This window comes from Paenibacillus chitinolyticus NBRC 15660, assembly GCF_000739915.1.
Classification (GTDB): Bacteria; Bacillota; Bacilli; order Paenibacillales; family NBRC-103111; genus Paenibacillus_F; species Paenibacillus_F chitinolyticus.
This window is the reverse complement of record NZ_BBJT01000014.1, coordinates 42,964-61,348: the sequence shown is the minus strand read 5'-3', so window position 1 is coordinate 61,348 and position 18,385 is coordinate 42,964. Positions and strand designations below refer to the sequence as shown.

14 protein-coding genes are annotated in these 18,385 nt (G+C 55.2%); 12 read left to right on the top strand and 2 right to left on the bottom strand.

The window, feature by feature from the left end:
- Positions 1-102 precede the first annotated feature (102 nt).
- Entirely contained in the window at positions 103-1,263 is a 1,161-nt protein-coding gene (locus tag PCH01S_RS25075) for an MBL fold metallo-hydrolase (RefSeq protein ID WP_042234335.1), read from the top strand.
- A 57-nt stretch (positions 1,264-1,320) separates the two neighbouring features.
- On the top strand, positions 1,321-1,548 hold the full coding sequence (locus PCH01S_RS25070) for a sulfurtransferase TusA family protein (RefSeq protein WP_009672989.1): 228 nt from the start codon (positions 1,321-1,323) through the stop codon (positions 1,546-1,548).
- A 98-nt stretch (positions 1,549-1,646) separates the two neighbouring features.
- Here the strand turns inward: PCH01S_RS25070 and PCH01S_RS30985 are convergent, their stop codons facing one another.
- Positions 1,647-1,817: a hypothetical protein gene (locus tag PCH01S_RS30985; protein WP_164977160.1), complete on the bottom strand. Its 171-nt coding sequence runs from the start codon at positions 1,815-1,817 to the stop codon at positions 1,647-1,649.
- Between the two features lie 150 nt (positions 1,818-1,967).
- On the opposite strand from PCH01S_RS30985, the gene PCH01S_RS25065 reads away from it, so the two are divergent.
- The gene (locus PCH01S_RS25065) at positions 1,968-2,759 is read left to right on the top strand and encodes a sulfite exporter TauE/SafE family protein (protein ID WP_042234333.1); all 792 of its coding nucleotides are present in this window, start codon (positions 1,968-1,970) and stop codon (positions 2,757-2,759) included.
- A 79-nt stretch (positions 2,760-2,838) separates the two neighbouring features.
- On the top strand, positions 2,839-3,321 hold the full coding sequence (locus tag PCH01S_RS25060; protein WP_042234330.1) for a DsrE/DsrF/DrsH-like family protein: 483 nt from the start codon (positions 2,839-2,841) through the stop codon (positions 3,319-3,321).
- A gap of 431 nt (positions 3,322-3,752) precedes the next feature.
- Here PCH01S_RS25060 and PCH01S_RS25055 read toward each other — a convergent pair whose 3' ends face one another.
- The gene (locus PCH01S_RS25055) at positions 3,753-4,349 is read right to left on the bottom strand and encodes a hypothetical protein (protein ID WP_042234329.1); all 597 of its coding nucleotides are present in this window, start codon (positions 4,347-4,349) and stop codon (positions 3,753-3,755) included.
- 300 nt (positions 4,350-4,649) lie between these two features.
- Here PCH01S_RS25055 and PCH01S_RS25050 point away from each other — a divergent pair, with 300 nt between their 5' ends.
- The 8 genes from PCH01S_RS25050 (at position 4,650) to PCH01S_RS25015 (ending at position 18,345) form a co-directional block, all read left to right on the top strand.
- Positions 4,650-6,248 carry a copper amine oxidase N-terminal domain-containing protein gene (locus PCH01S_RS25050; protein ID WP_042234328.1) on the top strand — a complete coding sequence of 533 codons (1,599 nt, stop codon included), beginning with the start codon at positions 4,650-4,652 and terminating at the stop codon, positions 6,246-6,248.
- 242 nt (positions 6,249-6,490) lie between these two features.
- Complete coding sequence (locus PCH01S_RS25045; RefSeq protein WP_042234325.1) at positions 6,491-8,311, top strand: sensor histidine kinase; 1,821 nt, start codon at positions 6,491-6,493, stop codon at positions 8,309-8,311.
- The gene (locus tag PCH01S_RS25040) at positions 8,304-9,824 is read left to right on the top strand and encodes a response regulator transcription factor (RefSeq protein ID WP_042234323.1); all 1,521 of its coding nucleotides are present in this window, start codon (positions 8,304-8,306) and stop codon (positions 9,822-9,824) included. The genes PCH01S_RS25045 and PCH01S_RS25040 overlap by 8 nt, the downstream gene beginning before the upstream one ends.
- 246 nt (positions 9,825-10,070) lie before the next feature.
- Positions 10,071-11,540 carry an ABC transporter substrate-binding protein gene (locus tag PCH01S_RS25035; protein WP_042234321.1) on the top strand — a complete coding sequence of 490 codons (1,470 nt, stop codon included), beginning with the start codon at positions 10,071-10,073 and terminating at the stop codon, positions 11,538-11,540.
- 161 nt (positions 11,541-11,701) lie between these two features.
- The gene (locus PCH01S_RS25030; protein ID WP_170318649.1) at positions 11,702-12,583 is read left to right on the top strand and encodes an ABC transporter permease; all 882 of its coding nucleotides are present in this window, start codon (positions 11,702-11,704) and stop codon (positions 12,581-12,583) included.
- A 30-nt stretch (positions 12,584-12,613) separates the two neighbouring features.
- The gene (locus tag PCH01S_RS25025; RefSeq protein WP_009673528.1) at positions 12,614-13,534 is read left to right on the top strand and encodes a carbohydrate ABC transporter permease; all 921 of its coding nucleotides are present in this window, start codon (positions 12,614-12,616) and stop codon (positions 13,532-13,534) included.
- A 195-nt stretch (positions 13,535-13,729) separates the two neighbouring features.
- Positions 13,730-15,049: a glycoside hydrolase family 125 protein gene (locus PCH01S_RS25020; protein WP_042234317.1), complete on the top strand. Its 1,320-nt coding sequence runs from the start codon at positions 13,730-13,732 to the stop codon at positions 15,047-15,049.
- Complete coding sequence (locus PCH01S_RS25015; protein WP_042234316.1) at positions 15,046-18,345, top strand: beta-galactosidase; 3,300 nt, start codon at positions 15,046-15,048, stop codon at positions 18,343-18,345. The genes PCH01S_RS25020 and PCH01S_RS25015 overlap by 4 nt, the downstream gene beginning before the upstream one ends.
- The last annotated feature ends 40 nt before the right edge of the window (positions 18,346-18,385 follow it).

The window sequence follows — 18,385 nt, the reverse complement described above, 5'->3', positions numbered from 1 at the left end:
ACGCGGGAAGCCTTTTACAACCTGAAATTTTAACGGGTTTAAATCCAACATCTTAGAAGAAATTTATCAAAATCACCCATAAGAGATAGGGAGGATACACGGATGAATACGAGCAATCGCGAAGAAGGGCGGCTTAGAGGATTAACGGCCGCCGCGCTGGCGGAGAAGGTTCTGAGCAATAAGCCCCTTTTTATATTGGATGTGCGCAATGAAAGCGACTTTGCCGATTGGAAAATCGAAGGCAATCGGGTCGATATGCTGAACGTGCCTTATTTCGAGCTGCTGGACGGGGTGGAGGCCGTAACGGATAAAATCCCGACGGACCGCGAAGTGCTGGTCGTATGCGCCAAAGAAGGCTCGTCGAAATTCGTGGGCGAGCAGCTTGTGGAGGCCGGTTTCTCCGATGTTTCGTACCTGGTCGGCGGAATGAAATCATGGAGCGAGCACCTGGAGCCCGTGAAGGTGGGCGATTTGAAAGACGGAGGAGCCGTCTACCAATTCGTCCGGATCGGCAAAGGCTGTCTGTCCTACATGGTGATCTCGGGCGGGGAAGCCGCGGTGATTGATGCGGTACGGATGACCGGGGTGTTCACCGCTTTTGCCGGGGAAAAGCAGGCCGTGATCAAGCATGTGCTGGATACGCACCTTCATGCCGATCATATATCCGGTGGCCGCAAGCTGGCTGCAGAAACGGGAGCGGCTTACTGGCTGCCGCCGAAGGATGCGGAAGAAGTGGTGTTCGGCTACTCGGAGCTGGAAGAAGGTGCCGATATGACGGTCGGCTCCACTCGGATCGCGATCCAGCCGATGTATTCTCCGGGCCACACGATCGGAAGCACGTCGTTTGTGGTGGATGACCGCTACCTGCTGACGGGAGACATCCTGTTCGTCGCTTCCATCGGGCGTCCCGATCTGGCCGGTAAGGCGGAGGACTGGGCGGGGGATCTGCGCGCCACTTTGTATGATCGCTACAAGAAGCTGTCCGAAGAGCTGATCGTGCTCCCGGCGCACTTCGGGCGGTTTGCCGAGCTGGGCGAAGGCGGAAGAGTGTCCGCCAGACTGGGCGATCTGTTCGCCAACAATCCCGGGTTGAATATCGGGGACGAAGGCGAGTTTAGAAAAACCGTATCGGAGAATCTGCCTCCCCAGCCCAACGCCTATCAGGAAATCCGGCAAACCAATATGGGTAAAATAACGCCGACGGAAGAGGAGCAGCGCGAAATGGAGATCGGTCCGAACCGCTGTGCCGTACACGATCAATAATACGATTCTTTACAAGAGCAATCCTTAACGGGATAAACGATAGAGGAGGATAACAAGATGGAAGTGAACGTAACGGTTGATACGAAGGGAATGGCATGTCCGATGCCGATCGTCAAAGCCAAGAAGGCACTCGATTCGCTGGAATCCGGAGGCATTATGCAGGTACTGTCCACGGACAAAGGCTCGCTGAACGATTTTCAGGCTTGGGTCAAGCAGACCGGGCACGAGCTGATCAAGCATGAGGAAGATAACGGCGTATATACATTCTACGTGAGAAAAAAATAAGGCGTGTGGTAGACCGCCGTCATGTGACGCCGAGTGCGGGAGCGTTGGCATAGACTGCCTGAAAACGCGATTCTCCGGGCTTTTTCGCAACACTCGTCTCAGTTATCGGTATAAACAACACGGACACCCAGATGGCCGTAGCTCTCTTCGGTGTAATGACCGCCGGGGCATACTTTGATCACGCAGTGCGCGGTAGCCTCATCGGTTTGGAGGGGCTGCCCGCAATGTGGACATACGGAAACAAATAACCGTTTGAGTTGTTGAATCATACTCCAAAACCCCCTTTTCCAACTAAAATACTTGGTATTAATTTATTATAGCCGGATCGGCGGCGCAAGTATAGGGCTTTTTCCTTTTAATTTATGCCGCCGCCGGAATGCTGTGCTAAGATTAGCATCAGGTGAGACAAGGAGGATGTTATGGATGTTTTGTTAGCGGTCATCATGCTGGCGCTGGGGTTAGCCGGGTCTTTTTTCTCGGGCCTGCTGGGAATCGGGGGAGCCATTATTAATTATCCCCTCCTGTTGTTCGTCCCTCCTCTGTTCGGGGAAGCCGCTTTTACGGCCCAGGAAGTTTCCGCGATCTCGATGTTCCAAGTATTCTTCGCCTCCTTGTCCGGTGTTCTGTTCCGAAGACGCGGAAAAAACGGACCTTCTCTCGTTCATAAGGAGCTTGTCCTGTATATGGGCGGCGGCGTGCTTGCAGGCAGCCTGATCGGCGGATTGGCTTCGAAATATATGCCGGGCGACACGATTAATGTGATATACGGCGTGCTGGCGATAATGGCGGTGGTGCTGATGCTGATCCCGGTCAAGGGCAAGCGGCAGGAGGAAGGGAGCGGTCTTGCTTTCAACAAGCCGCTTGCCGTACTTTCCGCACTGGCAGTGGGCCTGGTGTCCGGGATCGTCGGCGCGGGCGGGGCGTTTATTCTTATCCCGATCATGCTGACCCTGCTGAAAATTCCTACCCGCACCACGATCGCTTCTTCGCTGGCCATTGTGTTTATTTCGGCGGTCGGCGGGGTTGTCGGGAAAATCGGGGCGGGGCATATTCCGCTGCTTCCGGTTATTTTTACGGTCATCGGCAGTCTGCTCGGAGCGCCGCTCGGTTCCCGGCTGTCGGCCCGGATCAACGTGAAGTACCTGCGGTACGCATTGATTGTTCTCATTGCCGCCACGGCGTTTAAAATATGGCTGCCTATTTTATTGTAGAAAGCTGATCCGCTGCGGATCGGCTAAAATTTTCGCGGCTTGGATACCTATAGGTGTATATGTATAAAGGAGTGACATGATGGTGGAACAAAAAGAAGGAACGACGATTGTCTTGTTCAGCGGGGAAATGGATAAAGCCATCGCCGCTTTTATCATAGCGAACGGCGCGGCCGCTTACGATCACGAGGTGACGATCTTTTTCACCTTCTGGGGACTGAACGCGCTGCGCAAAGATGAGCCGGTCAAGCTCAAGAAGGGCTGGCTGGAAAAGATGTTCGGCCGCATGATGCCAAGAGGGCCGAAGAAGCTGGGCCTGTCCAAGATGAACTATATGGGCATGGGCCCGAAAATGATTCAGCACGTGCTGAAGAAACACAATGCGCTGACGCTTCCGCAGCTCATCGAGCTGGCGCAGGAGCAGGGCATTAAGCTCGTCGCCTGCACGATGACCATGGATCTGCTCGGCCTGCAGAAGGAAGAACTGCTGGACGGGATCGAGTACGCGGGCGTAGCCGCTTACCTGGGCGATGCCTCGCAGGCGAAGGTGAATCTGTTCATTTGACGTTGATGGCGGGGGAAAAAAAGCGAAGCTGCCGGGCGGAGGCTGAATACCGTCCGGCGTAGCCGCATCGCTCGCCGAGAGCAGGCGATGCGGCGTGAAACACGGCGGCAGGACGGCGCCGAAAAGGGAAGGAGCCAGACTCCTTCCCTTTTTTTTGCGTGCGGCGTGCGTCATCGTCATGCGGCAGTGTACTGTACGCGGGGGCACCTGACGGTACGTCTGCGCTGTGTACGGGCACGAAGCTCGCCGGTGCAAAGCGAGACTGCGGCAGTCTGACCGGCGCACCTGATCGGCGTGCTCAACCAGACACCGTTGCCCGCCGGAAGACTGCGCACAGACGCTCCCTGTGCTGCCGCCGCTGCCTGCCGGAAGCTGCCCACATACGCTGCCCGCTGCGCCATCCGCCGTATGCTATCGGCGTCAGGGCCACACTATTCGGCGGATGCTATCTCTTCGCTGCCGAGCAGCGACCATACGATATTGCCGTGGAGATCTTTGGACTGACGCAGATGCGAGACATGAATATCCCCGTTGGCCCGCTGCCAGACGACCTTGGCTTCCGTTTTGTTGCCCTTCAGAAGCAGCGCATACATAAGATCGCCGGGTTTAAGCCCGCGAGTCGTCGTGATAAAGACTTCATTGAAAGAGGAAGCTTCGTTCCTACTGAGCTTGCTTTCGAATTCAGCTTCAATATCGGGACCCGCAATCAAGTTCCACTGCTCTTGCGCGAACGCGGCCGGCTGTTTGGTGTCTTGATTTGCTTCCTTGGAAGCCTTGGTATGAAGCGCCTGAACGGCTTTAGTCCAGGAGCTTTCTAATTTCGAATACACCCTAGAGTCTGAAAACTCCTTATAAGGAACGGGTTTAGAGGAGGCCTCCGGGGCAACCGCGTCCGTATATTTTTCGGTAAAAGAACGTGCCGTATCGGTGGGGACCGATACGGTTGTCGTATTCGCCGCGTACACAACGGTACTTGATATGACGACAGCAGCAAGCGCAGCAATTCCAGTGATCGTTTTCTTAGTCATCTTATCCTCCTGTTACATATTTAGCCGCTCGGCGTCCGGGTGCGGACGGCAAGCCGTATGAACGAAAAACACTTACGGCCGACTCCCCAAGGGGACATTTTCTCTAGTGTAACGGCTGTCGTTCCAATTGGCAATTAAAGTAAAAAATAGGTTCGGCTGTCTCTCCGAAAAACTTTTTTCAAAAAATAGTGATCCAAACTTCATTCCCCTGCGTTGCACCCTATGTAGAGACAAAACAAGAATAAGCGGTACCAAGAAACGGAAACGCGAAAAACACATAGACCAAGGGAGTGAACGTCCATGCAAATGAAAAAATTACTTCTTCCGGCACTAAGCTTGTCCATCCTCATGCCAACGGTGGCAGCTAACGCCGCTGCAGTGGTTAATACGCCGAAACCTACCGTAAACACACCGGCCGCCGATCTGAGGGCCAGCCTGGATCACCTGCTCTCCGAACACTTCGCGCTGGCAGTCACAGCTATGACGAAAGCGTACGACGGCTCCGCAGATGCGGCCGAAGCGTACAAGGCGCTGGATCAGAACGCGCTGGATATGACGCCGGCGATCGCTTCCCTTTACGGGAAAGAAGGAGCGGCCGAGTTCGAGCGGATTTTCCGGGCTCATAACAAGTACACGGACGATCTCGTGAAAGCGACCAAGATGAACAACCAGGAAGCCCGCAAGAAAGCGGAAGAGCAGGTGCAGGGCTTCGTGGACGAATTTTCGGCCTTCCTGGACAAAGCGACCGCAGGCAAGCTTCCGAAGCAGGCTGCCGCACAGGCGATCCGTCTTCACGAAGATCAGGTTCAGGAAACGTTCGACGACTATATCGCGGGCGATTATCAGGGAGCGTATGCGGCTTATCGTGAAGGCTTCAAGGAAATGTTCACGATCAGCAAAGCGCTTTCCACGGCTATCACCACGCAAATGCCGGAGAAGTTCGGCAACACGAAGGCGGATACGCCGGCGGCTGATTTGCGGTCGGCCCTGAACAATCTCGCGGCCGAACATCTGTCCCTGTCTACATTGCAAATGCAGAAGCAGTACGACGGCAGCAAGGACTCCGACGCGCTGATCAAAGCGGAAAGCGGAAATACGGCCGATTTTAAAGCTGCGATCAGCTCGATTTACGGCGCCGAAGGCGGCATGGCCTTCGAGAAAATATGGGTCACGAACCACGTGAACGCCCAAAGTGACTATGTGACCGCCGTCAAAAATAAAGATCAAGCGGCAAAAGCCGCCGTTGAGAAGAGAATCGACGGGTTTACGACCGAGTTTGCGAATTTCCTCGGCACGGCTACTGCCGGCAATCTTCCGGCCGCTGCGGCCCAGGATGTGCTCCGCCAGCACGAAGGTCAGGTGCAGAAAGTGCTGAATGAATATGCGGCGGGCAACTACGAGGCTTCTTATAAAACGGACCGCGAAGGCTTCAAGCTGATGTTCGGCGTAGGCCAGGCGCTCGGAAATGCCATCGTTACGCAGTACGGCGAGAAGTTCCAGGAGAAGACGGACCCGTCCATGACCACGGTCTGGATGCAAATCGGAAGCCATGACTTGAACATCAACGGGACTGTAACGAAGATGGACACGACTCCGTTCATCTGGAATGACATGAGCTACATCCCGCTGCGTTACCTGGCGGAAGGAATCGGCGCGGAAGTGACTTGGGACAATGAGGCCCAGTCCGTCTGGGTAAAGGCCGGCAATGACAAGATGCAGTTCTGGATCGGCAAAGACTTCATGGAACTTAACGGCATGAAGAAAAACGTCGGTTCCAAAGTATTCGTCAATACGGATGGAAGAACCGTGTTGCCGCTGCGTTTTATTACGGAACTGCTCGGCTGGGACGTTAAATGGGGCCAGCAGGACAGATCCATTACCTTGACGAAATCCATGTAATACCGGCACTGTGGACCGGCAAGGAAGGTTAACGGCCTTAACATTTGCCGCAATCAACTTTCTGGCTTCATTGGAAAGACGCGTAAACCGCATTAAAAGGACTGCCCTTCGAGGCGGTCCTTTTCTTTTTTCTCCATATAAGTCCGGGACTTCGCGCCACTGAACTGACAAAGGCGGTTAGGTTGTATAGGCGGCGGCATGCTATAATCGAGACGGATAAACGTTCAGGGAGGGCAGACCGCATGGGTGTCAGGAGAATCTACCGCAACTATTTGAAAAACAACTTGTTTCTGAAAATGATCCTGATGTTTTCCCTGATCACGATCCTGACCATCATTACGCTTTCGTATTTGATGTTTTCTTTCATGTCCCAATCCATCGTGCAGCGGGAGCTGGCCAACCAGAAAAAAGCGATGGAAGGCGTCAGCTCGTACGTTAACGGCAAATTCGAGTGGATGCAGTCACTGCTCACCGACATTTACCAGAACGACGCCCTGTCGGCCAATATGTCGTATTTTCTCCAGCATCCTTATCAGGAATATGCCGAGCACCGGCTGGATCAATTTTATAAAGATACGAATTTCTCGACGGATGTTCTGAAATATTTGCAGAACAAGCTGGACGTGGACCCGGATATCCAGAATCTCATGCTCTACAGCGCGGAGGAGCAGTATCTCTACACGTACAATTCCAACCGGCTGAGCAAGCTGATTTCAACGAACGCGTCGCGATCCTACATTCCGGACATTATGGCGCAGGAGACCCGTACGATTGCCCTGCCGAATATCTGGATGCGCAAGACGCTGAACCAGTGGGACCCCAGGCTGTATTCCATCCGCGTCCCGGTGAACGATAAATATTCGCTCAAAAATATCGGGCAGCTGCTTCTTTATTTCAATTCGGACGGGATAGTCCGGGCTCTCGAAAGCTATAAGCCGGATTTAAAAGGGACAATCTTCGTTATGACCCCTGACGGGGATGTGATGTTTGATTCCTCCGGGCAATACTATGGGAAGAAGTTCCCTTATACCGACAGGATCAACAGCTTGTACGATACGGGCACGCTGCAAAACGGCATGTATTTGACGAAGCTGACACAGAGCCGGGGCGGTTTTATCGTCATGGGGGCCGCGCCCAAGGAAGAGATCGCGGCTTCCTACCGGGGCTTGCGCAATACGATCCTGCTCGTCAGTGCCATTGCTATTCTGTTCGCGATCCTCATTCCGTCGCTGTTCATTATGAACTTCGCGAAGCGGACGAACCGGATCATCCAGTTCACGCGGCGGGTGAAGCGGGGGGACCTGAAAGCCCGGATCCGCGATACGCGGGAGGATGAGCTTGGGCAGATTTCCAAAAGCTTTAACGATATGCTGGACGAGCTGAACAACTACATCGACCGGGTGTACAAGGCGGAGATCAAGCAGAAGCATACCGAGCTGACCGCGCTTCAGGCCCGGATCAATCCGCACTTCCTCTATAACACGCTGGAAGTGATCCGGATGAGGGCGCTCTCGCAAGGGGCGAGCGATGTGGGCGAGATGATCTACAGCTTGTCCGTGCTGTTCAAAAGCTTCGTGCAGCAGAAGACGATCTATACGATGAAGGACGAAGTCGAGGCGTGCCGGATGTATTTGGAGCTTTTCCGTATCCGGTACAAGGACCGTTTCTCGTACGAAATCGTGTGGGAGCGGGACTTGGCGCACGTTCAGATTTTGAAAATGTCCCTGCAGCCGATTATCGAGAACTACGTCGTTCACGGAATCCGCAGCGACCGCAAGGATAATCGCCTGACGATTACGATCGGCGAAGAGGGCGGATTCGTCCGGGTCCGGGTGCAGGATAACGGCAACGGCATGACGGAAGAGAAGCTGGCCGAGATCACGAAGAAGCTGGACCGGGAGGAAACGGAAGGCGAATCGTTCGGCCTGAGGAGCGTTCATGAGAGGCTGAAGCTGCAGTACGGGAGCGAGTACGGGATTGAACTTCACAGCGAGCCGGGACAAGGCACGACGGTAATCGTGCGTTATCCCGGCGCAGAGGGACAGGAGGCGGCCCATGTATAGAGTATTTCTGGTGGATGACGAGCCGTTTATTATCGAAGGGCTTTACGACATTATAGACTGGTCCTCGTTCGGGCTCGAAATTGTGGGCCAGGCCGAGAACGGCCGGGAGGCGCTGGAGGCGCTGAAGAAGACGCCGGTGGATCTTCTGATCACGGACATTTCGATGCCGGTTATGAACGGGCTTGATCTGATCCGCGGGGCGCGTGAGTTTCATCCCGACCTGAAGGTGGTGGTCCTCAGCGGGTTTAACGATTTTGTGTATCTGAAAGAATGTATCCGGCTCGGCATCGAAAATTATTTGCTGAAGCCGATTAATCTGGACGAGCTGAAAGCGACGCTGGATAATACGGTGGAGAAGCTGAACGCTTCAAAATCGGAACGCCTGTTCAACGAATACGGCGTGCAGATTTTGAAGGATAACATGATGCACCGCTGGCTGACGGAGCAGATTGCGTCCGGCGAGTACAGGGAGCGGGCCGATCTGCTCGGCATCGAGATGGACAAGCCGTTCATGGCCGCCGCGGTGATGCGGCTGGAAGAGAACTTCGTCCAGGTGTTCGAGCTGATTTCGCGGCAGATGAAATACAACGAGTCGATCATCCCGTTCCGGGATGTGGACGGAGACCTCGTGATCCTTTTCGTCATGGACGATCCCGAAGAAGGCAAGCGCGAGATGATCGGCACTATCGAGGAGCTGCTGGACCGGCTTACGACGTACCAGCCCATCCGCACTTCCATTGGAAGCGTGCAGCCGCTCCCCGATCAGGCCCCGCTCAGCTACCGGCACGCGAAGAAGGCGCAGGAATATTTCCTGCTGTACCCGGAGCACGGCCTCATCGACTACAGCGACCTGCCTTCGGGTAAAGATGCGGGGAAAGCGACGTTCCCGATTGACTGGAGCGAATATACGAAGCTGATCATGGCCAAAGACCGGGAGAAGCTTCTCCTGCGCATCGAAGAAGATTTCGAGGAGATGCAGACGCTGGAGGGTGTCACCCCCGGGGACATTCAGGATATCGCCATGGAAGTGATTATTCTTTTCAAAATGGCGCTCAAAGAGATCAAGCACGTGGAGGAAACCGAGCTGTACAAGGAAGGTTTCGAGAAAGTGCGGCAGGCGGGCACCCTGCGTGAGCTGATCAAGGCCGTCCAGGACGTGGCGGGGCTTACGGTCGATTCGCTGATCCGGGATATCAAGAGCCCGGTCGTCCAGCAGGTGCTCAATTACATCGACGAATCGTATGCCGAAGAGCTTTCGCTGAAAGCGCTGGGCGCGCTGTACAATATCCATCCCGTCTATCTGGGCCAGTTGTTTCACAGGGAGACAGGCGAAACTTTTACGGAATATATCAACAAATACCGGATCGAGAAGGCGAAGGAACAGCTGAAAACGACGCATCTGAAAGTGCATGAAATCGCCCGGAATGTGGGCTACTGGGAAACGGGTTACTTTTACAAACAATTTAAGAAATATGTGGGAATCTCACCTACGGATTTCAAGGGACTGCTCTAGCGGATGGCCGCGGGCAGTCTCTTTTCTTTATTTTAGACACGATAACTTTAATTTCTCTTCTATTTGAAACTGCTTTCATCACGTACAGTAAAGATAGTCCTCGAAGCAAGCGGACAGCGGCCTAAAGCCCCATGCATAGGGCATTTCCCGGTTCCGCACAATGAATAGAGCAGAAGATCGCGTAGAAAAGCCGTCTGCCCTGTTCGTGCAGAGATGGCGGATTTATTTCAAGGGGAGGATACACACATGAAAAGAAGCAAGAAAAGTTTGGCTGTCGTACTTGCCATGCTGCTTACGTTTACTCTGGTGCTCAGCGCCTGCGGCGGCAAAGACGGCAAGCAAGCCGAAGGTACATCCGATAAGCCGGTTGAACTGATCTGGTACACGATCGGGACTCCGCAGAAAGACACGGACCGTGTCATGGAAGAAGTCAGCAAGTACACGAAAGAGAAAATCGGCGTTACCGTCAAAATGAGACAAATCGATTTCGGCGACTACTCGCAGAAGATGCAAGTGATGGCCGCTTCCGGTGAGCCGATCGATATCATGTTTACCTCTTCGTGGGCATTCGATTATGTCCAGAATGCAAGAAAAGGCGCATTCCTGGCGATCGACGACCTCTTGAATAAACAAGGCAAAGGCATTAAAGACGCTCTCGACCCGGCGTTCCTCGAAGGCTCCAAAGTAGACGGACACAACTACGGTATTCCGGCTAACAAAGAGCTTCCGGCACAGGAAGTATGGCGCTTCAACAAGCAACTGCTCGACAAGTACAACCTGGATATCTCCAACGTGAACTCGCTGGAAAGCCTGGAGCCGCTGCTTAAGACGATCAAGGAAAAAGAACCGAACGTATTCCCGCTGGCGGCGGACAAAAACTTCGGCCTGTACGTTCCTTACGACTATGTCATCGAAAAAATGCCGATGGCCGTCAAGCTCGACAGCACGGACCTGAAAGTCGTTAACGTTTTTGATACACCTGAAATGAAACAAGCGCTTCAAACGATGAACAAGTACTATAAAGCCGGCTACATCCCGACTGAAGCGGCTACACTGAACTCGCTGAGCGACGTTCAAGCAACGGGCAAATGGTTCGCGGACAAAGCGACCAACCAGCCTTTCGCCGACAACCAATGGTCCGCAAGCTACGGCTATCCGGTTGTATCGACTCCGGCCGGTCCGTCCACTATCTTCAACTGGTCCGTAATGGGTTCCATGCAGGCGATTTCCGCCAACTCCAAGTATCCGGAGAAAGCGATGGAATTCCTGAACCTGCTGAATACCGATCCGAAGCTCCGCAACATGGTGGATTCCGGTATCGAAGGCGTGCACTACAAGAAAATCGGCGACAACGTGATGGAAAACCTTCCGGATGCGAAGAACTACGACATGCCGACGTTCTCGCTCGGCAGCGTCATTATCACGTACCTGAACAAAGAAGACCCTGCTAACAAGTGGGACGAGTTCAAGAAGTTCAATGATGCGGGCAAACCGGCTCCGCTGCTCGGCTTTAACTTCGACACTTCGAAAGTGACAACTGAAATCGCCGCCGTACAGAACGTGAAGGAAGCTTTCTGGACTTCACTGATGACCGGTACGGTAGATCCGAATCAATACCTTCCGCAGGCTAACGAGAAAATGAAAGCCGCGGGTCTGGATAAAATTATGGCCGAAGCTCAGCGTCAAATCGACGAGTGGAAAGCTTCCAAGAAGTAAGAGAATCAGAATCGGATTAGGCGAATGTTTCCCGCATTCGCCTGATTTTTTATGCTCGCAAGCGTTACCGGCTTCGAATTATTTCTCAAAAGGGGTGATAGGGTGTGACAAGGATTACGAATTTCTTCAAAGACATCAACAAAAACAAAGCACTCCTTCTCATGGTACTGCCAGGCACGATCTGGTTCCTGTTCTTCTCCTATCTGCCGATGGCAGGTATGGTCGTTGCGTTCAAACAATACCGGTACAGCCGGGACGGCTTCTGGGCCAGCATAGTCGAGAGCAAGTGGGTCGGCCTGCAAAACTTCAAGTTCCTGTTCAGTACGAACGACGCTTACATCATTACGCGCAATACTTTGCTTTATAACTCCGTGTTTATTATCGTCGGTCTGGTCCTTGCGGTCCTGCTGGCTATCGTACTATCCGAAATCGTAAATAAACGGCTCGCCAAAATATATCAGACCGGCATGTTCCTCCCGTACTTTCTGTCCTGGGTCATCGTCGGCTATTTCGTATTCAGCTTCCTCAGCTTCGACAAAGGTCTCGTGAATAAAGTCGGCGCCATGTTCGGCGTAGATCCTACCCAGTGGTACAACAACCCGACCTACTGGCCGCTGATTATCATCCTGGTGTTCCTGTGGAAATCCGTCGGCTACAACAGCGTCGTTTACTTGGCCGCCATTATGGGGATCGACAAATCCCTGTACGAAGCAGCCATGATCGACGGCGCAAGCAAATGGCAGCAGATCATCCACATTACGATCCCGATGCTGAAGCCGCTGATGACGATTCTGACGCTGCTGGCGATCGGCCGCATTTTCTATGCCGACTTCGGTCTCTTCTATCAGGTTCCGAGAGATTCGGGCACGCTCTACTCCGTGACGAACGTTATCGACACGTATGTATACCGCGGCCTCAAAACGACCGGTGAAATCGGCATGAGCACTGCCGCAGGTCTGTACCAGTCCCTAGTCGGATTTATTCTCGTCATTACCTCGAACTACATCGTACGCAAATTCAACAAAGAGAATGCCTTGTTCTAACAGATCAGCATGTGAAAGGGGGAATTGGCTGTGCAAGCCCAAACGAGAAAAAAAAGCCGCGATTTTCATCAGCTCCCGACCGTCTGGAACGTTGTCTTTAACCTGATTGCAGCCTTGTTCGCTTTTGCCTGCGTCTTTCCGTTCCTGTTCGTTACGATCATCTCCTTCACGGATGAAACGACACTGGCCGCCAACGGCTATCAGCTTATCCCGGAAAAATGGAGCCTGGAGGCTTACCGTTATTTGTTCAAAGCGGGCGATCAGCTTCTCCGCTCGTACGGCGTCACGATTCTCGTCACGATTGTCGGGACCGTTATCTCCGTCATCATGACGGCGCTGTTCGCTTATGCCATTTCGCGTAAAACGTTCAAATACCGCAATTTCTTCGGATTTTTCGCTTTCTTCACGATGCTGTTCAACGGCGGTATGGTACCGACGTACATCGTCGTAACCCAACTGCTCGGCATGAAAGATTCGCTGTGGGCACTCATTCTGCCCTTGGCGGGGAACGCCTTCTACATCATGATTATGCGGACGTTCTTCAGCACCTCGGTGCCGGACGCGATTGTCGAATCCGGTAAAATCGACGGCGCGGGCGAATTCCAGATCTTCTACAAGCTCGTCATGCCGCTGGCTCTGCCCGGTATGGCGACGATCGGCCTGTTCAGTACGCTGGGCTACTGGAACGACTGGTTCAACGCGCTTCTGTACATCGACGATCCGAAGCTGGTTCCGCTCCAATCGATGCTGATGCGGATCGAGAACAGCATGCAGTTTCTGCTGCAGAACACGAACAACCCGTCGCTCGGGATGGGCGTGCTGCAGTCGCTGCCGCAGGATACGTCGCGGATGGCGATGGTCGTCTTGGCGACCGGACCGATTATTCTCGCGTATCCGTTCTTCCAGCGTTACTTCATTCAAGGCCTGACGATCGGCGCCGTAAAAGAATAGGCCGAACGCAGTGCACAGGCGGCCCTGCAGCATGCGGGGCCGCTCCTGCATAGAGGGCGAAACGACCGCCCGATGCCGCTTTTCGCAGCATAAGAGCAGAAGCGACATACCGGGTCAAAACCTACACATATAAGAAACGTGATAAATCGAGTAAACTAGCAGACAAACTGGGAAATTATTGGAGGAACCGAAGCCATGGAACAATTCAGACTGCCCAAAATTCCGATGCCTAAGCTGGAGCTCCCGCAGGCCATCCAGGAAGTATTAAAGGAAGCCGAAGAAAAGCTGGCGCACCGCCCGAAACTTCTTCAGCTGTTCAAGAACTGTTTCCCGAACACACTGGAAACGACGACGAAACTGCTGGATGACGGCACCACCTTCGTCATTACCGGAGACATCCCGGCCTCCTGGCTGCGTGATTCGGTCGAGCAGGTGATCCAATATGTGCCTTTTGCCAAAGAAGACAAGGATCTGCAGCGTATTATCGGCGGCCTGATCAAGCGCCATATCGCTTACATCCACATCGACCCGTACGCGAACGCGTTCAACGAATCCGCCAACGACTGGCACTGGAACACCACCGACATTACGGACATGTCCCCGTGGGTGTGGGAGCGCAAATTCGAGCTTGATTCGCTCTGCTTCTCGATGCGTCTGGCCTACGCGTACTGGAAGGAAACCGAACTGACGGACATTTTCGATGCGGGCTTTAAAAGCGCGATGCGTAAAATCGTCGAGCTGTTCAAAACCGAGCAGTGCCACTTCGAACAGTCTCCTTACCGCTTCACGCGCGACAACGGCATTCCGACCGATTCGCTCCGCAACAGCGGCCTGGGGATGCCGGTCAATTATACGGGCATGGTCTGGTCCGGCTTCCGTTCCAGCGACGATGCCTGCGACTTCCATTACAACATTCCGGCCAATATGTTCGCCGTAGTGGCGCTTCGCCATATGGAGGAATTCGCCGAGTGGGTTTTCCGCGATATGGAGTTCCTGAAAGAGCTGAAAGACCTTGAAGCCGATATCGACCACGGAATTCAACTGTACGGCATTTACCGCCACCCCGAATTCGGGCCGATCTACGCGTACGAGACGGACGGCTTCGGCAACTACTGCCTGATGGACGATGCGGGTACGCCGGGACTCATGTCCATTCCGTACCTCGGGTATGTGAATGCGGACGATCCTATCTACCAGAACACGAGACGCTTCGCCCTCAGCAAAGAGAATCCGTTCTACTACGAAGGGACCGCGGCAAAAGGAATCGGCAGCCCGCACACGCCGCCGGGCTATATCTGGCACATGGCTTTGTCCATGCAGGGACTGACCGCCACGACGGCGGAGGAGAAGCTGGAGATGATCGCGATGCTGGAAGCGACTGACGCGGATACGGGCTTTATGCACGAGGGCTTCCATGCCGACGATCCGAACACGTTCACGAGAACCTGGTTCGCGTGGTCGAACAGCCTGTTCTCCCAGCTCGTTTACCGGGCGATGAAGGACGGGCTGCTATGAGCGTAAATCAGCCGGTCGTTGTTTTCTATGATCCGTCGTTTCCGATAAGCACAGCAGACCAGACAGCCGTGAAAACAGGCCGGCAGGCCGTGCCGGTCTTGAAGGAAGAGGTTCGGCAGCCGGACTCCGCCGCAGGCTTAACGGACGCTGCCGGCGCCGCACTCCAGACCGATACCCTGGCGGGTATAGGGAACTTCGTCAGCGCCGACGGCTTGGCCGAAGCCCTGAACGAAGCGGCCGGCGGCTGCTTCGTGAACCTGCACGCGCCGTATTTCCCGAAGGCGGCGTGGCCGGCTATTCTCGGCTTCCTGTCGAGAGGAGGAAGCCTGATCTCCGTCGGCGGCGCGCCGTTCAAGCATCCGGTACGCCGCGAGGGCGGCGAATGGCACGTGGAAGCCGAGCAGACGGCTTACCACCAGGAGCTGCACATCCACGAGGCGCTTCGCGTGGACGCTTCTTCCGCGGCGGAACTGTCCGCCTCGGACACAGTCCCGCTGCTGGCGGGGCAAGAATCGCTGTTTAGCGTAGCGGACACGTGGAATCTCGTGCCGCACGTGACCAAAACAAGCGATCTCCCGCACCAGATGGGCTCCGCCGGACCGATGAGCACGCAGATTTATCCGCTGCTCAAAGGGACTACCGCGGAAGGCCGCGAAGTGTCGGCTCCCGTCGTGCTCTGGGAAAACTCGCGCGGCAAGTTCGAAGGCTCGCGCTGGCTGTTCGTGAACCAGCCTCTCCGCGCGCAGTTCTGGGAGCAGGGCGGCGCCGCGGCGCTCAAGCAGTGGACGGAATTTTGCGCGGCCGGCGTGACCGAGCTGTGGCTGAAGCCGAATTACGCTTCCTACGAAGCGGGCGAGCGCCCGCAGCTTACCCTGCAGACCCAGCGGATGACGCGCGTAAACGGTGCCGGCCGCGTGAAGAAGGCGGAGAACTGGACGTTCTCCATCACCGTGGAGCACGAGAGCACCTCCGATCGGTGGACGTGTGAGCTTCAGCAGGAGGTAACCGGCGAATTCGGCCTCGTCCGCATCCCGGTTCCGCTCGACATTCGAAGCGGCTTGTACCGGGTGGAGTGTCGTGCCGAATCCGCGAGCGGCGAGATCCGCAACCTGCGCCAGGGCTTCTGGGGCCTGGACGCCGGGCTCTTGGCGGAAGGCCGACCGATCGGCCGGGACCGCGACTACTTCATCCAAGACGGCAGGCCGCTGCCGGTTGTCGGCATGACCTACATGACTTCCGACGTGGCCCGCAAGTTCCTGTTCCTGCCTAACGCGGCGGTATGGGACCGCGATATGGCCCAGATGGCCCGCGCGGGCATCAATTGGATCCGCACAGGCATCTGGACCGCTTACCGTAACATTATGCAGGTGGACGGCCATGTGTCGGAAGATGTGCTCCGGGCGATCGACGCGTTCCTGATGACGGCCAAAAAGCACGGCTTGCAGGTTACGTTTACGTTTTTCTCCTTCACGCCGGAAACGTGGGAAGGGGTCAATCCTTACCTCGATCCTCAGAGCGTGGAAGCGCAGAAGCGGTTTATCCGCTCCATCGTTTCGCGCCACCGGAACACGAAGAACGTGGATTGGGATCTGATCAACGAGCCGTCCATGTTCGAGCCGGAAAAAATCTTCTCCGACGGCCCGCGCTCCTGCCGCGATCCTTTTGAGAAAGCGGCCTTTATAGAGTGGCTCCGTGAGCGCCACGGCTCTGTCGAAGCGCTGCAGGAACGCTGGAACATGTCCCCTGAGCAGCTTCCGGATTTTGCGGCGGCCGTCGTACCGGAAGCCGAGGAAATCAACTTCGACGTGCAGGATATGCACCGCGGCAAGAAAGGGACCCGCTGGCTGGACTACTGCCTGTTCTCCATGGACATGCACAACCGCTGGGCCAAGGAACTTTACGAGACGATCAAGGAACAGTGTCCGGATCATCTCGTGACGGTCGGGCAGGACGAAGCGCTCGGAGCCCAGAGACCGTCGCCGTTCTTCTACGAAGAAGCCGTCGACTATACGACCGTTCACTCCTGGTGGCTGAACGATCAGCTTCTCTGGGACGGCATTTTCGCCAAAACGGCGGATAAGCCGAATCTCGTCCAGGAAACCGGCATCATGTACGTGGAAACACCGGACGGCCGGGCCAAACGGACCGAGACGGAGCTGCGGAACCTGCTGGAACGCAAGTACGCCTACGCGTTCGCGACAGGCGGAGCGGGGGCGGTTCACTGGATCTGGAACACGAACTTCTATATGGATAACGCTAACGAATCGCATATCGGGGCTCTCCGGGCAGACGGCACGGAGAAGCCGGAAGCGGACGTTTCCTATGACTTCGGAACGTTTATGGCCGGTATCCGCGATTTGTTCCGGGAACGGAAACTGGAAGATATCGTCGCCGTTTTCCCGTATTCGAACGATTTTTCGAACCGGAAACTGGCCTTCGATGCGACGACCCGGCTGACGCGTGTGCTGGCTTACCAGCTTAACCAGCCTTTCCGCGCGGCATCGGAGTACCATCTGGATGCGCTGGAGCAGGGGCCGGTCAAGCTGATTCTGCTGCCGAGCGCTCATAACGTGGACGATCAAGCGATGGCGGAGCTCGTGGAGTTTGTAAAACGTACGGGAGCCGTGCTGCTTGCGACAGGTCCGCTGGGTATCGACGCTTACTGGAGAGAGACGGCCCGCCTGGACGATGTGCTTGGCAGCGGAAAGCTCGCCAACGTGCGCCGGGAAGAAATGCTGAGCATCGGCGGTTCCCTCCAGCCGGTTTCATTCGGACAGAGACGCATTGCGGAAACCGTCAAGGAAATCCGCCTGAACGATGCCGGAAAAGAAGGCCGCATCGGAGCGGGAGCCGCAACCGGAGCCGCAACCGGTGTAACGGGACAAGAAGCTAGCAGCCCGCAAGGCGACGCTGTTGTGGATATACCGCTCGGCAAGGGCCGCCTGATCTGGAGCCCGCTGCCTGTCGAGCTTAACGAGAGAACCGAAGCCGTTGCCGAACTCTACCGGTACGCCCTTGAGGCGGCAGGCTGCGAGAGCGGTCTGGAATGGCGCCGCGGGGGTAATCTGCCGGGCGTGTACGGTCGCAAAATCAGCTTCAAGGAAGGCTCGCTCTTCGTATTCGTGTCTGAATTCGCCTGGGACGCCCCGGTAGAAGTGAAGGACACGGAGACCGGAACGGTCTACTCCTTCCTGCTGGAGAAAGAGCGTTCCGTCCTGTTCGCCACTGATTCGGCAGGCAAGCTTCTCGCGGTTTACCGGCCGGACGAGGTTCAAATCGGCGTAGGCAGCGAGTAAGACGGGAGGGAGCGTAAGGGTACGTTTGCACGTACCTGCG